Annotated in this window: 19 protein-coding genes; 8 read left to right on the top strand and 11 right to left on the bottom strand. The window is 44.8% G+C overall.

Annotated features, from left to right (window positions below; all coding sequences use genetic code 11):
- Positions 1-102: 102 nt before the first annotated feature.
- From FOR85_RS12775 to dnaQ, 7 genes are all read right to left on the bottom strand, one after another.
- Positions 103-318, bottom strand: coding sequence for a hypothetical protein (locus FOR85_RS12775; protein ID WP_223808529.1), 216 nt, complete (start codon positions 316-318; stop codon positions 103-105).
- Positions 319-699 carry a DJ-1/PfpI family protein gene (locus FOR85_RS12770; RefSeq protein ID WP_223808528.1) on the bottom strand — a complete coding sequence of 127 codons (381 nt, stop codon included), beginning with the start codon at positions 697-699 and terminating at the stop codon, positions 319-321.
- Between the two features lie 79 nt (positions 700-778).
- Complete coding sequence (gene nth / locus FOR85_RS05615; RefSeq protein WP_144297076.1) at positions 779-1,474, bottom strand: endonuclease III; 696 nt, start codon at positions 1,472-1,474, stop codon at positions 779-781.
- A gap of 65 nt (positions 1,475-1,539) precedes the next feature.
- On the bottom strand, positions 1,540-2,391 hold the full coding sequence (locus FOR85_RS05610) for an RnfABCDGE type electron transport complex subunit B (RefSeq protein WP_144297075.1): 852 nt from the start codon (positions 2,389-2,391) through the stop codon (positions 1,540-1,542).
- A 121-nt stretch (positions 2,392-2,512) separates the two neighbouring features.
- Positions 2,513-3,571: an NAD(+) diphosphatase gene (gene nudC, locus FOR85_RS05605; RefSeq protein ID WP_144297074.1), complete on the bottom strand. Its 1,059-nt coding sequence runs from the start codon at positions 3,569-3,571 to the stop codon at positions 2,513-2,515.
- A gap of 125 nt (positions 3,572-3,696) precedes the next feature.
- Positions 3,697-5,379, bottom strand: a complete 1,683-nt coding sequence (locus tag FOR85_RS05600; RefSeq protein ID WP_144297073.1) for a hypothetical protein — start codon at positions 5,377-5,379, stop codon at positions 3,697-3,699.
- Positions 5,380-5,559: 180 nt separating this feature from the next.
- Entirely contained in the window at positions 5,560-7,164 is a 1,605-nt protein-coding gene (dnaQ, locus tag FOR85_RS05595) for a DNA polymerase III subunit epsilon (RefSeq protein WP_144297072.1), read from the bottom strand.
- Between the two features lie 286 nt (positions 7,165-7,450).
- Here dnaQ and FOR85_RS05590 point away from each other — a divergent pair, with 286 nt between their 5' ends.
- Together FOR85_RS05590 and FOR85_RS05585 are read left to right on the top strand one after the other, a co-directional pair.
- Positions 7,451-8,008, top strand: a complete 558-nt coding sequence (locus tag FOR85_RS05590; RefSeq protein WP_144297071.1) for a hypothetical protein — start codon at positions 7,451-7,453, stop codon at positions 8,006-8,008.
- A gap of 57 nt (positions 8,009-8,065) precedes the next feature.
- Entirely contained in the window at positions 8,066-8,371 is a 306-nt protein-coding gene (locus FOR85_RS05585) for a hypothetical protein (RefSeq protein ID WP_144297070.1), read from the top strand.
- Between the two features lie 117 nt (positions 8,372-8,488).
- Here FOR85_RS05585 and FOR85_RS12965 read toward each other — a convergent pair whose 3' ends face one another.
- Positions 8,489-8,941, bottom strand: a complete 453-nt coding sequence (locus tag FOR85_RS12965; protein WP_144297069.1) for a YkvA family protein — start codon at positions 8,939-8,941, stop codon at positions 8,489-8,491.
- 259 nt (positions 8,942-9,200) lie between these two features.
- Between FOR85_RS12965 and FOR85_RS05575 the strand changes: the two genes are divergently transcribed.
- Positions 9,201-10,430: an LD-carboxypeptidase gene (locus tag FOR85_RS05575; protein WP_144297068.1), complete on the top strand. Its 1,230-nt coding sequence runs from the start codon at positions 9,201-9,203 to the stop codon at positions 10,428-10,430.
- A gap of 54 nt (positions 10,431-10,484) precedes the next feature.
- Here the strand turns inward: FOR85_RS05575 and FOR85_RS05570 are convergent, their stop codons facing one another.
- Positions 10,485-11,507 carry a GlxA family transcriptional regulator gene (locus tag FOR85_RS05570; RefSeq protein WP_144297067.1) on the bottom strand — a complete coding sequence of 341 codons (1,023 nt, stop codon included), beginning with the start codon at positions 11,505-11,507 and terminating at the stop codon, positions 10,485-10,487.
- Positions 11,508-11,708: 201 nt separating this feature from the next.
- On the opposite strand from FOR85_RS05570, the gene FOR85_RS05565 reads away from it, so the two are divergent.
- From FOR85_RS05565 to FOR85_RS05550, 4 genes are read left to right on the top strand one after another with little or no spacing between them, the layout of a single operon-like run.
- The gene (locus FOR85_RS05565; protein WP_144297066.1) at positions 11,709-13,514 is read left to right on the top strand and encodes an acyl-CoA dehydrogenase; all 1,806 of its coding nucleotides are present in this window, start codon (positions 11,709-11,711) and stop codon (positions 13,512-13,514) included.
- 56 nt (positions 13,515-13,570) lie between these two features.
- Positions 13,571-14,590 carry an NADP-dependent oxidoreductase gene (locus FOR85_RS05560; protein WP_144297065.1) on the top strand — a complete coding sequence of 340 codons (1,020 nt, stop codon included), beginning with the start codon at positions 13,571-13,573 and terminating at the stop codon, positions 14,588-14,590.
- A gap of 3 nt (positions 14,591-14,593) precedes the next feature.
- The gene (locus FOR85_RS05555; RefSeq protein ID WP_144297064.1) at positions 14,594-15,376 is read left to right on the top strand and encodes an SDR family NAD(P)-dependent oxidoreductase; all 783 of its coding nucleotides are present in this window, start codon (positions 14,594-14,596) and stop codon (positions 15,374-15,376) included.
- Between the two features lie 42 nt (positions 15,377-15,418).
- Complete coding sequence (locus FOR85_RS05550) at positions 15,419-16,183, top strand: SDR family oxidoreductase (RefSeq protein WP_223808527.1); 765 nt, start codon at positions 15,419-15,421, stop codon at positions 16,181-16,183.
- Between the two features lie 149 nt (positions 16,184-16,332).
- Here the strand turns inward: FOR85_RS05550 and uvrA are convergent, their stop codons facing one another.
- On the bottom strand, positions 16,333-18,900 hold the full coding sequence (uvrA, locus tag FOR85_RS05545; protein ID WP_144297063.1) for an excinuclease ABC subunit UvrA: 2,568 nt from the start codon (positions 18,898-18,900) through the stop codon (positions 16,333-16,335).
- A gap of 330 nt (positions 18,901-19,230) precedes the next feature.
- Here uvrA and arfB point away from each other — a divergent pair, with 330 nt between their 5' ends.
- Positions 19,231-19,644 (top strand): alternative ribosome rescue aminoacyl-tRNA hydrolase ArfB, encoded by a 414-nt coding sequence (gene arfB, locus FOR85_RS05540; RefSeq protein ID WP_144297062.1) that lies wholly within the window; start codon positions 19,231-19,233, stop codon positions 19,642-19,644.
- Positions 19,645-19,761: 117 nt separating this feature from the next.
- On the opposite strand, the gene FOR85_RS05535 is transcribed toward arfB, so the two are convergent.
- Positions 19,762-20,940 (bottom strand): sugar transporter, encoded by a 1,179-nt coding sequence (locus tag FOR85_RS05535; RefSeq protein WP_306767969.1) that lies wholly within the window; start codon positions 20,938-20,940, stop codon positions 19,762-19,764.
- Positions 20,941-21,024: the final 84 nt, after the last annotated feature.

Below are 21,024 nucleotides of genomic sequence, written 5' to 3'. Positions count from 1 at the left end.
GTCATTATTAAATGTTAACGGAAAATAGAAGGTAAAAGTGAATCAAAAAATTATGGTATTTTAACGTGAATCGAGCTAAAACTCTAGTGTCAGCCATGACGCCTAACTATTGTAGAAATCATCGAGGCGGCTATCTTCTTGCCAACAGTATTCTGTATAGACAGCAACTTCTTTTGCGTTATCGCGACCTTGTCTGTCAGCAATAAAGCCGAGCGCCATATCCATGCCAGCTGTGACGCCTGAAGAAGTGTAAAACTTGCCATCTACGACCCAGCGCGCCTGCTTTATCCAATCCACCTGATCTGATTGTTCGGTCACCTATTGCCAAGCACGCTTGTTCGACGTCGCTCGTTTATGGTCCAAAACACCTGCCTTCGCCAATAGAGCGCTACCTGTACAGACGCTAAGTACCCAGTCGGCATTGTCAGCGAGCATGGTCAAGGTCTGCAAAAAATGACTATCATTAATCAGTGGACGTGTACCTTTACCGCCGACGACCAATAGTATATTCGTTTGATGAGCTAACTCTGCTACTGCGACAGTTTGCAAGGCAACACCATGATGGTTATGAATGATACCACCTTTCATTGACGCAAACTGAATGCGAAACTCGTTAGGTAAGCTACCAAATAGCTCAATAGGCCCAAATAAGTCTAAAGTTTCGAAGTCGTCAAATACGAGTGCGGTCAAGGTCTGCATTCTGCTTCCTTAAATTAAAGTATTAAGGCGAAGTATTTAGAAAGGAGATGTTTGAAAATCTTTAAGGTGCTCAAAGCCTTTAAAGCTCTACAAATTTGGCTTTGTCTTTAAACATACACTCATCATAAACCGGGCAAGCACCGCATTTTGGCGTGCGAGCTTGACAAGTATAGCGCCCATGCAAAATCAAATAATGATGCGCATCTACGATAAAGTCGTCTGGGATACGTTCGACCAGTTTCTTTTCAACGATTAAGACGTTTTTACCCGTGGCAAGTCCTGTACGATTGCCGACGCGAAAGATATGGGTATCGACCGCCATCGTCGGCTGTCCAAAGGCGGTATTTAACACCACGTTTGCCGTCTTACGCCCGACACCTGCTAGAGATTCTAAATCTTTACGGTTATCAGGAACGGTGCTATCAAACTTCTCAATCAAGTCACGGCAAGTTTTAATAACGTTTTTGGCTTTGGCGTTATATAAACCGATATTCTTAATATACGCTTTCAGTCCTTCTTCGCCTAATGCCAAAATAGACTCAGGCGTATTGGCAACCGGATAAAGCTGGTTGGTGGCGATATTGACGCTGACATCGGTCGCCTGCGCCGATAATATGACGGCGATAAGCAGCTCAAAGTTGCTGTTATAATTGAGCTCAGTCACTGGCTCATCAATCGTCGCTGCCAGTTTCTCAAAAAACGGCCGCACATCACGATTGGGCATGCGCCTCGATGGCGGCGTATCGGCAGTTTTATGTTTAACGGTTTTACTCATGGCATTGTTAGCACTGTTTTATTCATTATTTTATTCATTGGTTATTCAAAATTAGAGATGGGTTATTAAAGTTGGGCAAGCTCAGTTTGTAATGCTTCAAGCTCCGTCTGTTTGCTCTCATTAGGCCGTACGCTCAGCTGCTTTTCTAACTTCTTGATTTTACTGCGTAGTTTAGCTGCGGCAATGGTATTTTTTGCTTGTTCTTCGCTGATATTTAACGATTGACTGGCGGCATTATTTAGCTTGGCTTCTACCATGCTGACCACCGGCTTGCTATTGCTGCTATCCGCTAGCTGCTTACTAACGCGTCTTAAATGCGTATGATAACGTTGGCGCAAATCCTCTTGTTCAAGCGTGCGTTCAGCTGTCGATTGGGTACGCTCAACGGTGACTAAGTCTATGCAATCAACTGGGCAGGGCGCGATACATAGCTCACAGCCCGTGCATAAGTCCGTAAAAATAGTATGCATATGCTTGCCAGTCCCGACGATGGCGTCAACAGGGCAGGCGGGGATACATTTGGTACAGCCAATACAATCATCTTCTCGAATCACCGCGCGCACTTCTACTGGACGCTGCGAGCTTACATCTATCGGCCATTTTGACGGCTCAGCGTTAAGTGGTTGTGTATCGCTACTATCTTGATTGATGATTTGCGCAATCGCATCGGTCACCGGCTGACCGCCGGGCACACATTTATTATAAGGCTCATTATCAATAACAATCGCCACCGCGTACGGCAAGCAGCCATCGGCATGGTCACAAAGCCCGCATTGGGTTTGCGGTAGGCAGGCATCAATACGCGCAATCTTTGCTTGGGTTGCGGTAGGCAAGCGCTCTAGGTCCAAGCTATCGAACAAGATAGGCAAATTGGCGAGACGGATAAGATTGCTGTTGTTACTGGTAGTGCTTTGCATTTAATGTAAAACCTTTATATTAGTACTAAGTGCTAATATGAAAAAATAGGGTAATGGCGTTATTTATTAAGGGCATTGATATTTAATAAAAGACATCTTGGTCTTACAAATTAAATATCGATTAGAGCGAGATGCCTTGTTCATGAGCAATTTGTGCAATCAGCGCATAGGCAATACTACCTTTAAACGGTATTTTTGGTAAATTTGTCAGGTCAAAAAAATCGGCATGTGACAGCTCGTCTTCTTGTATGACGATATCTCCACCCGCATACGCCGCCCGAAAGCCGAGCATCAAATTGGACGGAAATGGCCAAGGTTGACTGCTGACATAGCGAATGTCTTTGAGACTAATATTTACCTCTTCTGCCACTTCGCGTACCACCGCATGCTCTAAACTTTCACCGACCTCTACAAAACCGGCAATCAAACCATATTGTAGCGCTTGTTGAGGAGTTTTTTGTTGCCCATAACGATGATGGTGCGCTAATAAAATTTGCATGGCACCCGTTTGTGGATTGGGTCGGGTAATAGCGGTGATGATACACGGCTGCACACGTGGATACTGACGTAAGCGGCAAACAGGACAGACCATCGCGCGCTCACCGTGGTTGGCATGGACAACAGGAGCTGCGCAGCGACTACAAAACCGTGTGTCTGCTTGCCAGCGAAGCAGCTGTATGGCTTGGCTAAGTTGGTCAGATAAGGCAAATGGCAGCTGTGTAATAAGCAGGCGATACGCAATAAAAGCACACTCGTCATTACCTAAAGTATTTTTTTCTTTATTATTGCTTGTTAAACCGCGACTTTCTAACTCAGCATTTTCTAAAATTTTAGGCAACGTAACATGATTTGCTATCGCATAATCATAAGTCATTGCTAAGGTAGCTTTTGACGTAAAAGCATTAGTAGTAAATGTATTAGCAGTTTCGCTTTCAAAAGCAGTCAAGCTGTTTTTGTTTTGACGGCTATCATCATTAGGTAGCCAATGAGTCGGCGCTAAGCTTTCAAATAGTGTCACTCGGCCAACTTGATAGGCTCGCTGCGTGCTATGAGTGTCATGAGTGTTTAACGCTGGGTTATCGATATCAGACTGTGGTAACTCAACCTGCATAGGCCACCAGCCATGAGGCGTTTGACGACATAAAATCGTCTCGTCACGAAGTATAAAGGCGTGGCTCATAGGTTCAGTTTCCAAACAATCAAAGACAGACTCTTATCCGTTTGGGTAGGAGTCTGTTTAAAATAAGCAGTTAGATGATAACTAAATAAGTAAGCTATCTAATCTACTTATTTAGTACGCTAAAATTATGCCGCAAGCAGTTGGCTTAAGCTTTGTTGCCCAACATCTAACGCTTGCTTACTGACTGGGCGATTGTTTTCAAAGCCATCTAAATGATGGTCAACGGCCATAATGACATCAGCAATATAAGCCAAAGTACCATCATCTAAGCGGGCGCCGTTGCCGATACGCTGCTGCAAATAACTTGCCAATTGGCTAAGCATACTGGCGGGCGTTGGCAGCTGTAAAAAGCGCACTGCACCTGACACTTGGCGCAGCATTTCAGGAATATTTTGAATATTTAATACATCGCGCTCAGGCTCAGCCAAATAATCGGTGATGGCTTGTTCGGCGCTGGCAATCGCCGTACGACTTTCTTGTATCAGGGTATCATAGGCAGTATTCAGCTGATGCAATGATATATGCGGATTATTCAAAGGTAAATAGATTGCCCCAGGGGTATGCATCTCTGCCATGGCGATAGTGGCGTTTTCTGCGTGCATCAAAGCGAGTAATAAATGGTCAAAATCTTCTGGCGTAGGCGCGCGCCATTTTTTCACCGCTTCTGCGGCAGCATTGAGACTGTTTGCAGCATTTGCCAGACCCAATAACTGAAAAGCTGAACGCAGCTCAGTCAGTTGCTCGGTGATTTGCGAGGTTTGCATATCGACAGGGTTGATAGAATCACCGCGTGCGTAGATATCGACATTTTCTTTGATGGTGTTGATTTGCGCTTGAATAATGGTGTTTAAGGTATCGGTTAAAGCACGATTGGGTCCAAATAGGAACTGCGCCATTTGTTTGCGCTGTGAGTCTTCCAATTGATTGGCGGCATATAGTTCACGCAGCGTTTGTGCCTCTTTGGTATCGCGCTGGCAGGCAAAGCTGACCAAGTGCGCAAAGCGCGTGTCCATTACTGGCAGATAGCTTTGAAACTGCTGCTCTAAATAAATAAGCGTGTGTTTTTGGCTTAAGCTTAGCGGCAAAATGCTGGCAATATCCGTAACGGCAGCGGTGGCTGCTTGCCAAAACAGGCTGTTGGTATTTGCTGCTATCAAGGCGCACGCTGCCGACATCGCATCGAGCTTTTGCTGCTCATCCTCACTTACCTTACCGTCTTGATTTAATAAGGCAACGCCAAGTCCACTACGATAAGCATAAGTTAATAATTCGCTATCAAGATTGAGCTCGTTAAGCGGTTGAAAGTTGTTTTCAGGATTAGCGATAATGACGCTGCTATGACCAAACGCGGCAAAATAATCGGCATCGATCGGTGCTGCTTGCCCATGAGCGTTGAGTCTATTGATGATAGGCAGGAGTAAAGTCGGCTCTACCGATTCGGTCAGCAAAATAAACTCAATATAACGATCAAGCGTCATAATGGCTTCTGATAAATCCATAATCAAAGCATTATCATTATTATCACGGCTGTCATAAAGTTTTTGCAAGCCATTGACGATGGCGTTATTGAGCACTTCTGCCCCGACCAAAGATATCAGCTGAAAAATACAAGACAGCTGTTTTAGGACAATAATAGAGTCTAACAATAAAGGCGCTTGGCTATCATCATCATTAAATTCGCCCAAATGAATTTCAGTATCTTTTAAAATAACCTTAATCTCATCGTGCAATAAATGCAGCGATGGTAGGTTAAAATCAGTCACACTCAAGGTCGGGGCGGTTAATTTCATTTGTGTAGAAGGATTCATAGTTGTTTTTTTCCATGACGTACTGATGAAAATAGCAAAGGTTTAGATGAGCATTTGAAAATGTCTATAAATAAGGTTTTAACGCTTATCGGCATAACAATCAAGATTTACTTACTTAACGGTCAGTATAAGGCGTTATGTTCATATAAAAAACCGTTTTAATGACTTATGCTTCACGGGTTACATTTTATCTTTAAGCGCAGGATAATCGTCCGCAAGCGACGCATACCAGCCTTGATTGGCGCTCTCATTACTGCTTGACTCGAGCAATAAAGCCGCCAAATCGGCAAAGTTTGCATGGGCAGTATGCCCGCCATCGGCTTGGGTATCTTCCTCAATCGCCAGCGTGACTTGCCCACCGGTCATCGCCAGATAAACTTCCGCCAAAATCTCCGAGTCAAGTAATGCGCCGTGGAAAGTACGGTCTTGTTTACCGACATCTAAGCGACGAACCAGAGCATCTAGGGTATTTTTTTGCCCCGGATATTGCTGTTTTGCCATCATCAAAGAGTCGGTCACTCGTACGCGCTCGGCAAAGTCGTGCATGCCAACTTTGGCAAACTCCATATTTAAGAAGTTCATATCAAAGGTAGCGTTATGAGCGATGATTTCGGCACCGTCCATAAAGTCATAAAGCGCTTGAGCCACTTGATCAAAGGTCGGTTTATCGGTTAAAAACGCTTCAGAGATTCCGTGAATACGAATCACCTCCTCATCCATTCCGCGCTGCGGATTGATGTAGACGTGCAGTTTCTCCCCAGTAAATTTACGCCCGACTAACTCTACGATACCGACCTCAATAATGCGGTCGCCCTTCATAGGGTCAAGACCGGTGGTCTCCGTATCCATAATGAGCTGGCGGTCAGATTCATGGCGGTGGATAGGTTTGGGTAGCAGGGGTATAAAATACGGATTGGCTCGGCTAGTGTCACCATCGAATGTCGGTGTGTCCGTGTCTATGCGAGCTTCCGTTTTAGTTTCTACTTCAGTATCCATATTGGTATTTATATCTGGCATATCGGTGTGTCTCATGGGTTCGCTAGCATTGTACGGATTGTGATTCTCTTCCACTAACATATCTGTGTTTGCCATTGTATTTGTTATTGTATTTACCATATCGCCAGTAAGATTTTGACCATCTAATAGCGACTCATCAAGCTCATCATCCATCATATCAAAGCCTAATGGGTCAAACTTTAACCAATCATTGCTCGGACTCTGCTTGTTATCAGTCATCAGTCGGTCTTTTTTTTTAGCAGAATCTTGCAAGCTAGCGGTTTTCAAATCTTCACTGCTAGACGTCACGCCCAAGTTTGCTAGCTCGTCAGCTTTTTCATTACCCGCGTGTCCGGCGTGACCTTTCACCCAGTGCCAAGCGACATCGCGCTGCTGGCATAGCGCATCTAATTGCTGCCAAAGGTCTTGATTGGCGACCGGTTTTTTGCTGGCCGTTTTCCAGCCGCGTTTTTTCCAGCCTTCAATCCATTCGGTGATACCCTTTTTCACATAGCTTGAGTCTGTCCAAATCTCAAGGATTTGCTCACGCGGGCTATGGGTCAATGCTTGTATCGCACCCATCAGCTCCATACGATTATTGGTGGTTACTTGTTCACCGCCATACAAATCCTGCGTCTGCCCATCGCTAAATATTAAGTGCGCGCCCCAGCCGCCAGCACCTGGATTGCCTTTACAAGCGCCGTCGGTATAGGCAACCGTCGTATTTGCTTTGGCAGCAAGCGGATTGCTCGTATTAAATGAACGCGCTGAAATAGAATTTTCTGACATAAAAAAGTATGAGCCTAATAAGTAATAAACATCGAGCAAAGGGGGTTTCTAGCGTTATCTTTACGCAAGCTAGCACCGTCTATTTTAGGGTTGAGTATAGCAAATCTTGCTTATCTAATCTCGCTTATCTATCAGATACTGCTAGGAATAAAAAGCATAAAAGGGCAAAAGCACATATCATAGCGGTAACGTTGCCGTTTTCTGTTAAAATAGCAGTGATTGTGCGGACATACCTTAGCGCAATATGCACAATATAAGCTTTTATGTACCAATGCAGGATAAATCGATGATGTCCGTAAGCTCGAGTGTTTTGAATAAAAAATTAACGTCTTTAATGGTTGCTCTGGTCGCAAGTAGCGCGCTGTTTTTGAGTGCCTGTAATGACAGTAATACGCCAGCTGATGCCAAAAAAGCTGAGGTGCCAGCGGATTTATCCATATTTGCAGGCTGCTATACGGTCAGTCATGATGAGCCGGCGCAAATAAAAGTTAGCCAACAGGGCGGCGGTTGGGTCATGCAAATGAAAGAGCCTGCTAGCGCTAAGCGCGTTTGGGATGACGCTGAACCGTTAGAAGTGCTTGCAAAAAGTGATATCCCGACGTATTTTTCTATCGACCCTGATAATGTCGATGCGGTGATTGGTCGTCCAGACAGAGTGCTGGTGTTGGCGCATGTGAAGCCTGTTTATGCCAATATCGATCCGCTACTAGATAGTGAGTACTTGTCTTACATTTATCGCGGTGCCAATACCATTTATCGCGTCGAATGTGATGACGTTAATACCGATATTTTAGCCAATCCTCACGCCAATATCGTTATTGATAACGTCAATGACGGTATGTAATTGGCCTTTATAAAGCAGTATTTATGATAAACAACCCTCTAATCAGAGTCGGGCAATATGAATTTTTTTAGTTATGTGGTGTTGGGTGGATTTTGTTACGCGGCCGGTTGGGCAGTAAGAACCTATATTCTCGATAAACAGCCAAAACCTGAGCAGCCTTATCATCTCAAACATCCAACTATCTTAGGATATCTCGGTGCATTTTTCATAATTATGCTGATTGTGTCGTGGCTCATCGGCCGCTATTTACTCGGCCATGTGGCCATTGATTTGCCATTTATTATCATTAATAGCCTTATAGGCACCTTTGTCTACTCGTTTGGTCTAAACCCGGAAAAGCCAAGCTATGATGTGCCTGATTAATAAAAAATTAAAAAGCTGAGTGCTTAAATACATTTAAAATTTTCTATTTTAGGTCTATAAAAAACTCGGTCAGTGCATGCGTCATTGACCGTGTTTTTTATGGGATTGCTTACCAGATTATTTATCTGTTTTCTTTAAGCGTTTACTTTTATCCTCTAACTTTTTATCGCTATGCTTTGAAGTTGCGTCTTTCGACGCTGTTTGCTCATTTTTCCAGCTTTTGTATTTTGCCAAATCCTTTTCTACAAGTTTTAGACAAAATCTGAGTACCAAGACGTCATCGATATGACCGATAAAGGGGATAAAGTCAGGAATGATATCGATAGGGTTGATCACGTAAAGCAGTCCAACCACGGCTGCTGAAATGGTTTTATAAGGGATATTGCGATAGTTGCCTTTATAGTAGTCCTTGACTAAGCTCATCAGCAGGAGCAAGTCCTTAGCATAACTCTCAAGACCTTTTTCTTTTTCGAGTTGGTCATTGAGCTTATCTTCTTTACCCAAGATGATTTTAATACTATCCATCAGACTTTTATTGTCTTTTTCTTTTGCGCTTTCTTGGTCAGCCATCTTTGTAATCCTTTTATCTATCATTATTGTTTATTGTTCAACGCGTTTTTACTATAGCAAGAGTCGGGTCTGTAGCCAAATAACACGGTAAGTAACTCTGTATCGTTTTGTTGTCTATTAAAATGCCAAATGCTCCTGACTTAAGCGTTCTATACTGCTCGAGTACTAAATAGTATCCCAACCTGCGTTATAATACGCGCTTTGTTTCAGTAATGGTTGCTAGGATAAGCAGCGATTTAACGGTAAAAAAGGTAGCATCATGACTAAGATTTCATCCGAGCTCAATCGTCGCCAGTTTTTATGTCACGTTGGTATTGGTGCCGGAGCAGGGCTTCTAGCGACGCAAAATATCACTCGGGCGTTGGCTACAAATGCTATTGAGCAAGATAGCGGTACGCAGCTTACCAAGGATGATTTACCAACAGCGTTTTCAGATGAGCATTTGTCTTTTAAAGGTGAGGCACAACCAGCGCCAGCAAGATGTATCGTCCCAACGATTGAAACGCGGCTTTTTGCTAGCTCTAATGTCGGTGGTAGTGACGAACGTAATGAGTTGGCGTTAGAGCGTTTAGCCTGCGCGGGTTTTAAAGTGGATAATCCGGCAATTACCAAACGGCAGTATTTGCGCTTTGCGGGTACGGATTCGCAGCGTGCCAGTGATTTGCAAAACATCGCTACGGGTGCGATAAAAGCACCTAAACTGCTACTTGGGGTACGTGGTGGCTACGGTGCAGTGCGAGTATTACCAATGGTGGATTGGTCAACGCTTGGGCGTATTATGAAGGAGCGCGGTACGATACTGGCGGGCTTTAGCGATGTGACGGCGATCCAGTGTGCGCTACTGGCAAAAGGTAGCATGAGCTCGCTTGCGGCGCCAATGCTTTATAGCGAGTTTGGCAAAACCAAACCGGATCAAGTCAGCTGTCGCCAATTCGTAGAAGCATTAACCAATTCTAATTTGACGATTAATATAGCAGATGCGTCTTTAACCAGTGTAAATTTACCCAGTATTTTGACAAACACTGAACCTAAAACGCTAACCGGCACCATTTGGGGCGGCAATCTCAGCGTAGTATCGGCGTTGGCAGGTAGTGAGTATTTGCCACGGATCAAAGATGGTATCGTATTTTTAGAAGACGTCGGCGAGCAAGCTTACCGCATCGAGCGCATGCTATATGATTTGTATTTGGCAAGGGTGTTTAAAGGTCAGCAAGCGATTGTATTTGGTGCGTTATCGGGTAGCGGTGAGGACAGTTATGATAAGCGTTATGATGTCGCCACCGTGATTCGTCAATTGCATCAGCTGACAGGATTGCCGATTTATAGCGGCATGCGCTTTGGTCATATTGCCCAAAAACACAGCTTTCCACTGGGAGCCACGTGTCAGATAAGCACAAATACTGCGGGCGGCTATCAATTGATGTTTAGCGACTATCCAACGATTAAAGCTGATGCGATTCATGTCGAAGGGTTGTGGCAAAACGTTTAGCAGTCAGAAAAACCTTATAAATAGGAATAAAGTGTCAGCTAAGTATGAAAGGTTTTAAATCGCCAGTCGTGAAAATTTATCCTGATATTCTTTTGGGGTCAGCTCAGTCGCGCGTTTAAACAGCCGCGTAAATGATGAGATATCATCATAGCCGACTTGCTCCGCGAGTGACTTAATCGTCACATCGCCCAATTCTAATAAACGCTTTGCCTGCTCAATGCGCACTGCTTGAATATACTCAATCGGGCGCATCGCCACGCAGGATTGAAAGCGTCTATTCAGTGTGCGCGGGGTGATATTGACCATCGCTGCCAAACCGCTAACTTGAATGGGTTGTTTGAAGTTTTCCTCAATAAACTCTTGTACTTGCTGAACCAATTGGTCCGCATGCGGTTTATGCAATGTCACATTGGTATAGCTGTTTTGATTACCGCGTTTACTATCAATAATCTGAGTTTTTGCCACTTGGGTAGAAATTTCACGCCCGCAATAACGCTCGATTAACAATAATCCCAAGTCATAAAAGGCGCTACCGCCTGCCGCACAAAATATATTGCCCGATTGTTCTTTTGACTGGCTTTTTGATTGCGTGACAAATTGGTTTTCTTGCAAATCAACCAGTGGAAAATCTGCCTTAAACTTACTGGCATAACCCCAATGGGTGGTAGCTACTTTGCCATCGAGCAAGCCTGCTTTTGCTAAAAAGAACGCGCCGCTACAGTTACTAGCGATATCGGCTTTGGTATTTGCCAGTCGCTTGATATGCGGAATTAGAGCGTTATTTTGGCTCAAGACTTTATCGATGGAATCGCCAATGGTTGGAATTAATAGTAAGTCGCACTCTGTGACTTCCTGAATATCGCTATGCGCTTGCATGATTAAGCGGTTGCTACATCTGATATCAACGCCGCCAAGACTGGCAATTTGCACATTAAATCTTGGTTCTACTTCTTCATCCAAAAACCGCTGCCAACTCACTCCGGTAAACGAAAATAAATCTAATGCGCCTGTCAAAGCGCTGCCAAGCACGCCATCGAAGCCAACGATGATGACTTTAAAGGGTTTGAAGTAGGGCATAAGTGCTTATTTTCCTATGAAAAGACGTATTTAAAATGTCAGTTTATTAGCAGTTTTTCCCAAATTTGTCTATCAGTTTTGTCTTATTTGACCATAATTATGTCATAAATGACAATACGGTAAAGCGTTAAATTAGATTAATATCAATGCATCAATTATTCATCACCGCTTATTTATCATTATCATAATAGGGAAATGACTATGGCAGCCGATACGCTTATCAATGACTTTGAATTACCGTTCCAACTCTACGATGTATTGGGGGTTGAGCATTTAACCGAGCATCCAAAGTTTGCAGAACACAGCCGCGAAACTTTTGATGCGGTACTCGACACCGCCAATAAAATCGCCACTCAGCTATTTTTGCCGCATAACCATGTCGCCGATAAAAACGAGCCGCAGTTTGATGGCAAAAAAGTCAGCATGATAGACGATGTCAAAGTCGCTTTTGACGCCTTTCGCGAGTCGGGTTTTATCGCGGGTCGTTATAGCTTTGACGATGGTGGCATGCAATTACCCGAAACCGTGATGACGGCGGTAGCAGGCTATTTTATGGCGGCCAACCCATCGACCACCGCTTACCCATTTTTGACCACGGCGGCGATTAATGTCATTTCTCATTTCGCCAGTGATGAGATTAAAAATGCCTTTATGCCGCGTATGCTAACGGGTGAATTCACAGGCACCATGGCATTGACTGAGCCACATGCAGGCTCGTCACTTGCCGATATCAAAACCACCGCCGTTAAACAAGAAGACGGATCATACCGTATCAAAGGCAGCAAGATTTATATCTCAGCGGGCGATCATGAGTTGTCTGATAACATCGTGCATTTGGTTTTAGCCAAAGTACCGGGCGGTCCTGCTGGCGTCAAAGGGATTTCTTTGTTTGCCGTACCCAAGTATCGTTTAAACGATGACTTATCAGTCGGCGAGCGTAATGACGTCCATTTAACGGGTCTTATTCATAAGCTTGGCTATCGCGGTGCGACTTCTACGGCACTGAGTTTTGGTGATGCAGGCGAGTGTCACGGCTATTTGATCGGTGAAGAGCATTTTGGGCTGCGCTATATGTTTAAAATGATGAACGAAGCGCGCATTGCAGTTGGTTTTGGTGCAGCGATGATTGGCTATCGCGGTTATCAATATTCGCTCGATTATGCCAAAAACAGAACGCAAGGCAGAATTGCGCCCAATAATAAACCTGAAGATGCAGCAACCGCAATCATTCAGCATGGTGATGTCAAACGTATGTTGCTTGCGCAAAAAGCCTATAGCGAGGGCGGTATTTCACTCTGTCTATATGGCTCAAATCTGATTGACCGTATCAACACCTGTGAAGATGCCACGTTAAAAAATGAATTGACAGAGTTGCTAGACCTGCTGACGCCAGTACTAAAAGCATGGCCATCTGAATACGGCCCCAAAGCCAATGATTTAGGCATTCAAGTATTGGGCGGCGCAGGCTATACGCGTGAGTATCAAGCCGAGCAGTTTTGGCGTGATAACCGTCTTAATCCCATTCATGAAGGCACAAATGGCGTACAGGCACTAGATTTGTCATTCCGTAAGTTATGGCAAAACAAAGGGCTTGGTATTCAAATTATCAAGCGTGAAATCACCCAAGACATAGAAAGCATTAGTACGCCAGAGAGCGCAAAACTGGCAGGTAAGTTGATGCCTTATATGGGTCATTTACATGAAGTGCTCGTGCATTTAAGCAAAATTCTACAAACGGAAAAAGCCATGACGCTGACGGGTAATGCGCAGGCCTTGATGAATATCTTTGCCTCCATCGTGGTCAGTTGGATTTGGATTCGCCAAGCCAGCAAAGCTGAGCAACTATTAAATGATACGGCCGACGTCGATAAGCAAAACTTCTATCATGGAAAAATCCAAGCAGCAAAATACTTTATTGATTGGGAATTGCCGTTAATCAAGCGCGATATTGAGCTGCTAAATAATGACAATGCGGTCTGTACCGATATGCAAGTAGAATGGTTTTAATCAATTTTGCATCGTGTTTGGTATGAATAATAAATACAACGTTAAAGGAATAAATAATGGCAGCTGATAACAAACAGATCAATAAGCAGTGGCGCTTAAAAGCAAGACCTGTGGGCGCACCAGACGCTGATACGTGGGAATATACCGAGACAGAACTGCCGACTATCTCAGATGGTGAGCTGCTGATAAAAATTGAATATATTTCGATGGATCCTGCAATGCGTGGTTGGCTAAACGATGCAAAATCTTATATACCGCCCGTACAGATTGGCGAGGTAATGCGTGCAGGAACGGTGGGTAAAGTCATTGAAAGTAAGCATGAGAAGTTTGCTGTTGGCGATTATGTCGTAGGTCATAACGGCGTGCAGTCGTATGCAGTCAGCGATGGTACAGGGCTACATAAAGTCGATCCAAGCCTTGCGCCATTGTCTTATTACTTGGGCGTGCTCGGTATGCCGGGTATGACGGGCTATTTTGGCTTATTAAAAACCGGCGCACCAAAAGCTGGCGAGACTGTGGTTATTTCTGGCGCTGCGGGCGCGGTTGGTAGCTTAGTTGGGCAAATTGCCAAACTCAAAGGCTGCCGCGTTGTGGGTATCGCTGGTGGTAGTGATAAATGTAAATTTTTAGTCGATGAGCTGGGTTTTGATGCGGCAATCGACTATAAGAATGAAAATGTAAAAAAAGCGTTAAAAGAAACCTGTCCAAACGGCGTCGATGTCTTCTTTGACAATGTGGGCGGCGATATTTTAAATGACGTACTCACGCAAATTAATCTGCATGCGCGTATCGTCATTTGCGGTGCGATTAGCCAATATAACACCACCACAGAAGTCAAAGGGCCATCAAATTATCTGTCATTATTGGTCAATCGTGCGCGTATGGAAGGCATCGTCGTCTTTGATAATATTAAAGAGTATCCGACGGCGATGAAAGATATTGCTGGCTGGATTGGGTCAGGCGACATTAAAGTAAAAGACCATATCGTCAAAGGTATCGAGACGTTCCCAGATACCCTGATGATGCTCTTTAAAGGTGAAAACTTCGGTAAACTGGTACTTAAGGTAGAGGGATAAATTATGACATTGAATACAAATGGAATTGCATCAGACGTCACTGGTAAACGTATTTTAATCACCGGCGGTGCGTCTGGTATTGGTGCGGCAAGTGCGCTACTGCTCGCCAGTCGCGGTACGAAAGTGGTGATTGGTGATTTGGCAGAAGCGCTTGGGGAGGCGGTTGCTCAGCAAGGGCAAGCCGCGGGCAATAGTATCGTCTTTAAAAAGGTTGACGTGAGTAGTGGTGATGAAGTGCGCGCGCTCTTTGCTTTTGCTATGGAAACGCTTGGCGGCCTTGATGTGGTGATAAATAATGCCGGTATTGACCATAAACCGGCGCCGATGCATGAGCTAAGTGACGAGGACTTTGACCGTAATATTGCCGTTAACCTAAAAGGCGTCTGGCATTGTATGCGCGCTGCTGTTGCTTGCATGGCACCTAATGGCGGTGGTCATGTGATTAATGTGGCCTCGATTGCTGGTTTACGTTCAGCGCCGCTACTGTCAGCTTATAGCGCTGCGAAACATGGCGTCATGGGACTGACCAAATCCGCTGCTCATGAATACGCCCGCGTCAATATTCGTTTTAACGCCGTTTGCCCAAGCTTTATCGATACGCCGATGGTCCGTAATACCATGGCGAAAATGGACGAGCGCGCCCAGCAAGCCACCATCAAAGCCAGCCCAATGCGCCGTTTGGGAGATGTCGATGAAGTATCTGGCGCCATTGCATGGCTGGCGAGTGATGAAAGTAGCTTTATGAATGGTCATGCCTTTACCCTTGATGGCGGCATGTTGGCTTAACATCAAAAGTATTTATTAAAATATTTAAAAATATAAGGAATAATGATGAAAGACTTATTTGATTTAACAGGTAAGATTGCTTTGGTTACGGGTGCGAGCCGCGGTATTGGCGAATCTATTGCCCGTTTACTAGCGTCAAGAGGCGCGCATGTGATTGTCTCTAGCCGAAAAATTGACGCGTGCCAAGCGGTCGCCGATAGCATTGTCGCTGATGGTCACAAAGCCAGCGCCTTTGCTTGTCATGTGGGCGATATGGATCAGATTGAGGCAATTTTTGAGCATATCAAAAGCGAATTTGGTCAAATTGATATCTTGGTCAATAACGCCGCGGCAAACCCTTATTATGGGCATATCTTAGATACGGATCTAGCGGCTTTTGATAAGACCGTTGAAGTCAATATTCGCGGTTATTTCTTTATGTCGACGGCTGCCGGTAAGATGATGCGCGAGCAGGGCGGCGGGGTGATTTTAAACACCGCTTCGGTCAATGGGTTGGTCGCAGGTGACAAGCAAGGTATTTACTCAATCACTAAAGCTGCGGTGATTAGCATGACCAAAGCCTTTGCCAAAGAATGTGGTCCATTAAACATTCGCGTTAATGCGCTGCTGCCAGGGTTAACCGATACTAAGTTTGCCTCGGCGTTAACGACCAATGATAAAGTCTTAAAGATGGCGCTACATGCGATTCCGTTAGGGCGCGTGGCTAATCCTGATGAGATGGCGGGCACGGTATTGTATCTTGTGTCTGACGCCTCAAGCTATACGACGGGCGCAACCGTGGTTGTCGATGGTGGCATGCTTGCTTAGTTAGCAATGCATGTTTAAAGCGTCGAAATCATTAATGTTTAAAAATAGAAAACCGCATGACTTTCATAGTGATGCGGTTTTTTTATACCGATGTTTTTATACTGATATTTTTATTCAGCCATTTTACTTCTTGCATTACTATATTAATACTAAGTCAATAAAAAAGGTGCAGTGCGACTTTTTTTGGATTTCGCCACCTCTTTAGGTGTGCCTTCTGCGACAATAAGCCCACCTTCATCGCCAGCACCCGGGCCCATATCGATAATCCAATCGCTGTTGCTAGCGACTTGCATATCGTGCTCAACCATAATCACCGTATTACCAGTTGCGACCAGCCCATTTAACTGTGCCATCAGCAGCGCGACATCAGAAGGGTCTAAGCCAGTCGTTGGTTCGTCGAGCACATACAGCGTATCGCCGCGCTGGGTACGCTGCAGTTCGGTAGCAAGTTTGATACGCTGTGCTTCGCCACCAGACAACTCGGTCGCTGGTTGCCCAAGCCGTAGATAGCCAAGCCCAACTTTTAGCAAGGCATCTAAGGCGCGCATAATTGGGGCATCATCAATGAAAAATTCAGCAGCGGCTTCAACTGTTAAATCAAGCACTTCGGCGATATTTTTACCTTGATAAGTAATTTCTAAGGTTTCGTTATTGTAGCGCTGACCATGGCACACTTGGCAAGGCGAGTAAACACTCGGCAGAAATAGCAGCTCAACGCTGACAAAACCGACGCCTTCGCAATTTGGGCAACGGCCTTTTTTTACGTTAAATGAGAAGCGTCCAGCATCATAGTGCCTTGCTTTTGCTTCTTTGGTGGTGGCAAATAATTTGCGCACATGGTCAAACAGTCCAGTATAAGTGGCCAGATTTGAGCGCGGTGTGCGCCCGATGGCTTTTTGGTCAACAGTGACTAAGCGTTTTATATATTCCATACCACTGACTATCTCTCCACCTATTGGCGTTTCTTGTTCTTGCTCCAGTAAAGCCGCTTCATCGGTGGGCGCTTCAATCACGGTTTTTTGCCCAAGCGCATTGTAGACCAATTCAACCAACGCTTGACTGACTAAACTCGATTTTCCCGAACCTGAAACGCCCGTTACTGTGGTTAATACCCCTAAAGGAAATGCCACTTCTAACCCTTGTAAATTATTACGCTCGATATTGGCAAGTTTTAGCCAATGAGTAGGTTGTCTTGGTTGCTCGGTTTTTAACTTTTGAGTTGCTGTGTCTTTACTAAAGAGATATTGCCCTGTATAAGAATCAGAGATATCTCGCAAGCCTGCGACAGGGCCGCTATAGATGATTTCACCGCCATGACTGCCTGCTTTTGGTCCGACATCGACGATCCAATCGGCGTGGCGAATGACGCTGACATCATGCTCGACAATAAATAATGAATTACCCGCCGCTACCAGTTCATCTAGAGCGCCTAATAGCGCCTGAGTATCGGCAGGATGCAGGCCAGCGGACGGTTCATCGAGTACATAAACTACGCCAAATAGCTTAGAGCGAATTTGGGTGCCAAGTCTTAGGCGCTGTAGCTCACCGGGCGATAGGGTAGGCGTGGTACGTTCAAGCGATAAGTAACCTAGCCCAAGTCTGGTTAACGCTTCTACACGCGATAAAATATCGCTGGAAATACGCTTGGCGACGATGGCTTTTTCACGGTCGGGCATATCATCGCTGAGTTTTTTATTGGCAGCGTCGTTAAGTTTTAGCGCCAGTTCAGTCAAGGTTAATTGAGACAATTCGCCAATATCAAGCCCCGAAAATTTAACCGACAGCGACTCTTTTTTGAGTTTTTTGCCATGGCAGCTTGGACATTCTGAAATTTGCATAAACTGCGCCACGCGTTTTTTGGTACGTGGACTTTGGGTCGTAGCAAAAGAATGTAAGACGAAATTTTTTGCGCTGGCATAGGTGCCTTTATAATTGGTTTTTTCGCCTTTTTTAATCGCCTCGCGTACTTGCTCGAGATTGTACTCTGGGTAAACTGGCACTTCTGGGGTTTCATCGGTAAATAAAATCCAATCGCGGGTTTCCTTGGATAACGTGTTCCAAGGTTTGTCGATATCGTAGCCAAGTGTCGTCAATATCCGGCTCAGATTTTGCCCTTGCCACGCTGGTGGCCAAGCAACAATGGCGCGTTCTCTAATGGTTTTCGTCTTGTCAGGTACGAGCAAATCTTCTGTGACCTCAAACACGCGGCCAATACCTGAGCAAGTAGGGCAAGCACCTTCTGGCGTATTTGGCGAAAAAGCATCAGCATACAGCATATCTTGCCCAGCAGGGTATTCGCCCGCTCGCGAGTACAACATACGCAGACCATTTGAAATCGTCGTCACGCTACCAACTGATGAACGTACCGACGGCGTACCGCGCTGCTGTTGCAGGGCGACGGCGGGCGGCAAGCCTTCTATCGAATCGACATCAGGCTCGCCAGCTTGGTCAATCAAGCGCCGTGCATAAGGCGATACCGAATCAAGGTAGCGGCGTTGCGACTCAGCAAACAAGGTACCAAATGCCAGTGATGACTTGCCTGAGCCTGATATACCGGTAAAAACGACCAACGCATTACGCGGTAAATCCACATCGACATTTTTGAGATTGTGCACCCGCGCGCCCCTGACTTGAATGCTTTCATCAGCGGTAAGGTTGTGAGTTTTGAGAGAAGTGTTAGATTTTTTATGATTAGATTTCTTATTATTGGTTGTCATACAACGCTTATTCCTTTGACTAAAATCAGCTCGTCAACGCTTTGATTCAACAATACCGTATTTATTTAATACGGTGTTCTTTTAATATCGTGTCTGCTTAACGTCATCCTATCACCTTAAAATCAAAACCCTGCGCAGGCTTACGCTTTATAGACAGAGGATAGACACAGCAACGTCAAACGATAACATTTATAAGGTTTACCCGACAAATTGCGGATTATAGAGGTTAAAAAATATGACGTTTTGACCGCTATTAAGCGGGCAAGTAGCGTGTTAACTGCGAATGCTTTATCATTAACCTTATCTATTAATCATTTATAAAAGTGTTTTATGATTTTTATCAGCAATAATATCAGTCTGAATGACAGCGAAGTGGACATTAGCGCCATACGCGCGCAAGGGGCAGGCGGGCAAAACGTCAATAAAGTGTCCTCTGCGATTCATCTGCGTTTTGATATTCATGCTTCAAGCTTGAGCGATGTTATCAAGCAGCGCTTATTGGACAGTAAAGACAGCCGAATGACTAAAGAAGGCGTACTTATTATTAAGGCGCAGCAGTTTCGTACCCAAGAACGTAATCGAATTGATGCGCTTGAGCGGCTGCAAAGCTTTATTACCAAAGCCACTCATGTCAATAAAACTCGCAGGCCGACCAAACCGAGTAGAAATGCCAAACGTAAACGCGTTGATGAAAAAACCCAGCGCGGCAAAACAAAAGCCTTGCGCGGTAAAGTGGATTATTAAATAAACGGCTTACTCGGTATTTTTAATAAAGCAAACAGCAAAATGCCAGCCCATTTAAGTGGCTGGCATTTTTTATGCTTATTTACTATCAAGTTTTTAGCTATCCAAGCCTTCTAATTAACCAAGTCTTCTGCTTAATTCGGGAAAGCGCTTTATCATAAATAACATCAAGAGCAGCGACACACCAGCGATAGCGGCGCCGACATAGCCGACACTTGATATGGAAATATGCGTCACTGCATAACCACCGAATAGCGCACCTGCGCCAATGCCTAAGTTAATAATCCCTGAGAACATCGACATCAACATGTCTTGGGCAGTGACATCAACCATAATGACTTTGGCTTGCATAGAGATAATCAGCAGCATCAGCGCCGCGCCCCACAGTAATGCAATGAAACTCAGCGCCCAGATAGAAGTCACGGCAAACAATAGTACCAGCATAGATAGCAGCATTAATATGATCGATATCAGCATCAATCTGGTATTAAAACGATCACCCCAACGGCTAAAAATCACACTGCCCGCAATCCCAGCGATACCAAACAGGAGCAGTATAAAAGTAGCTGAATTTTCACTAATAGCACCGACTTGGCGCATAAAAGGTTCGATATAAGAATAAGCGGTATAGTGAGCGGTAAAGACTAATAAAATCAGCAAATACAAACAGACCAATAACGGATTCTTAAGCAATTCTGGAATTTTTCTAAACGAGCCTTCAAACATACTGGGTAACGTTGGTAATAGCCTTGCTTGCAAGATAAAGACGATAAAAGCAATCACGCCAATACCGCCAAAGGTCGCTCGCCAGCCAAACCATTGACCGACCAAGCGCCCTAATGGCACACCAAGTACCATCGCCAATGAAGTACCGGTCGCAAGCACACTAAGCGCCAGTGCTTTTTTACCTTCCGGTGCTACGCGTATCGCAATCGCGGCGGTGATGGACCAAAATATCGCGTGTGATAGCGCAATACCCACGCGGCTAATCAGCAATACCTCAAAGCTCCACGCAAATACGGATAAGACGTGGCTGACAATAAACACCACAAACAAGCCCAAAAGTAAGCTTTTACGCTCAAAACGGCTGGTGAGCAGCATCAATGGCAATGACATCGCCGCGACAATCCACGCATATAGCGTCAACATCCAGCCAGTCTCAGCCGTGGTAATAGAAAAATCATGGGCGATGTCGCTTAATAGGGCAACGGGGACAAATTCGGTGGTATTCATAATAAGGTGGTGTATCAGAAAGTATGCTGAGGTAATAAAGGAGAGTGACAGCCGAAGCAAGATGATATATTTGAGGTTATGAAGACACAAATAGATATCAGCTGCCCCGACTGTCACAGTCCCAGTTTAAAGAAAAATGGCATAAAA

Origin of the sequence: Psychrobacter sp. YGAH215, from assembly GCF_007280595.1 — a bacterium.
Classification (GTDB): domain Bacteria; phylum Pseudomonadota; class Gammaproteobacteria; order Pseudomonadales; family Moraxellaceae; genus Psychrobacter; species Psychrobacter faecalis.
This window is presented reverse-complemented; position numbering and strand designations above follow the sequence as displayed.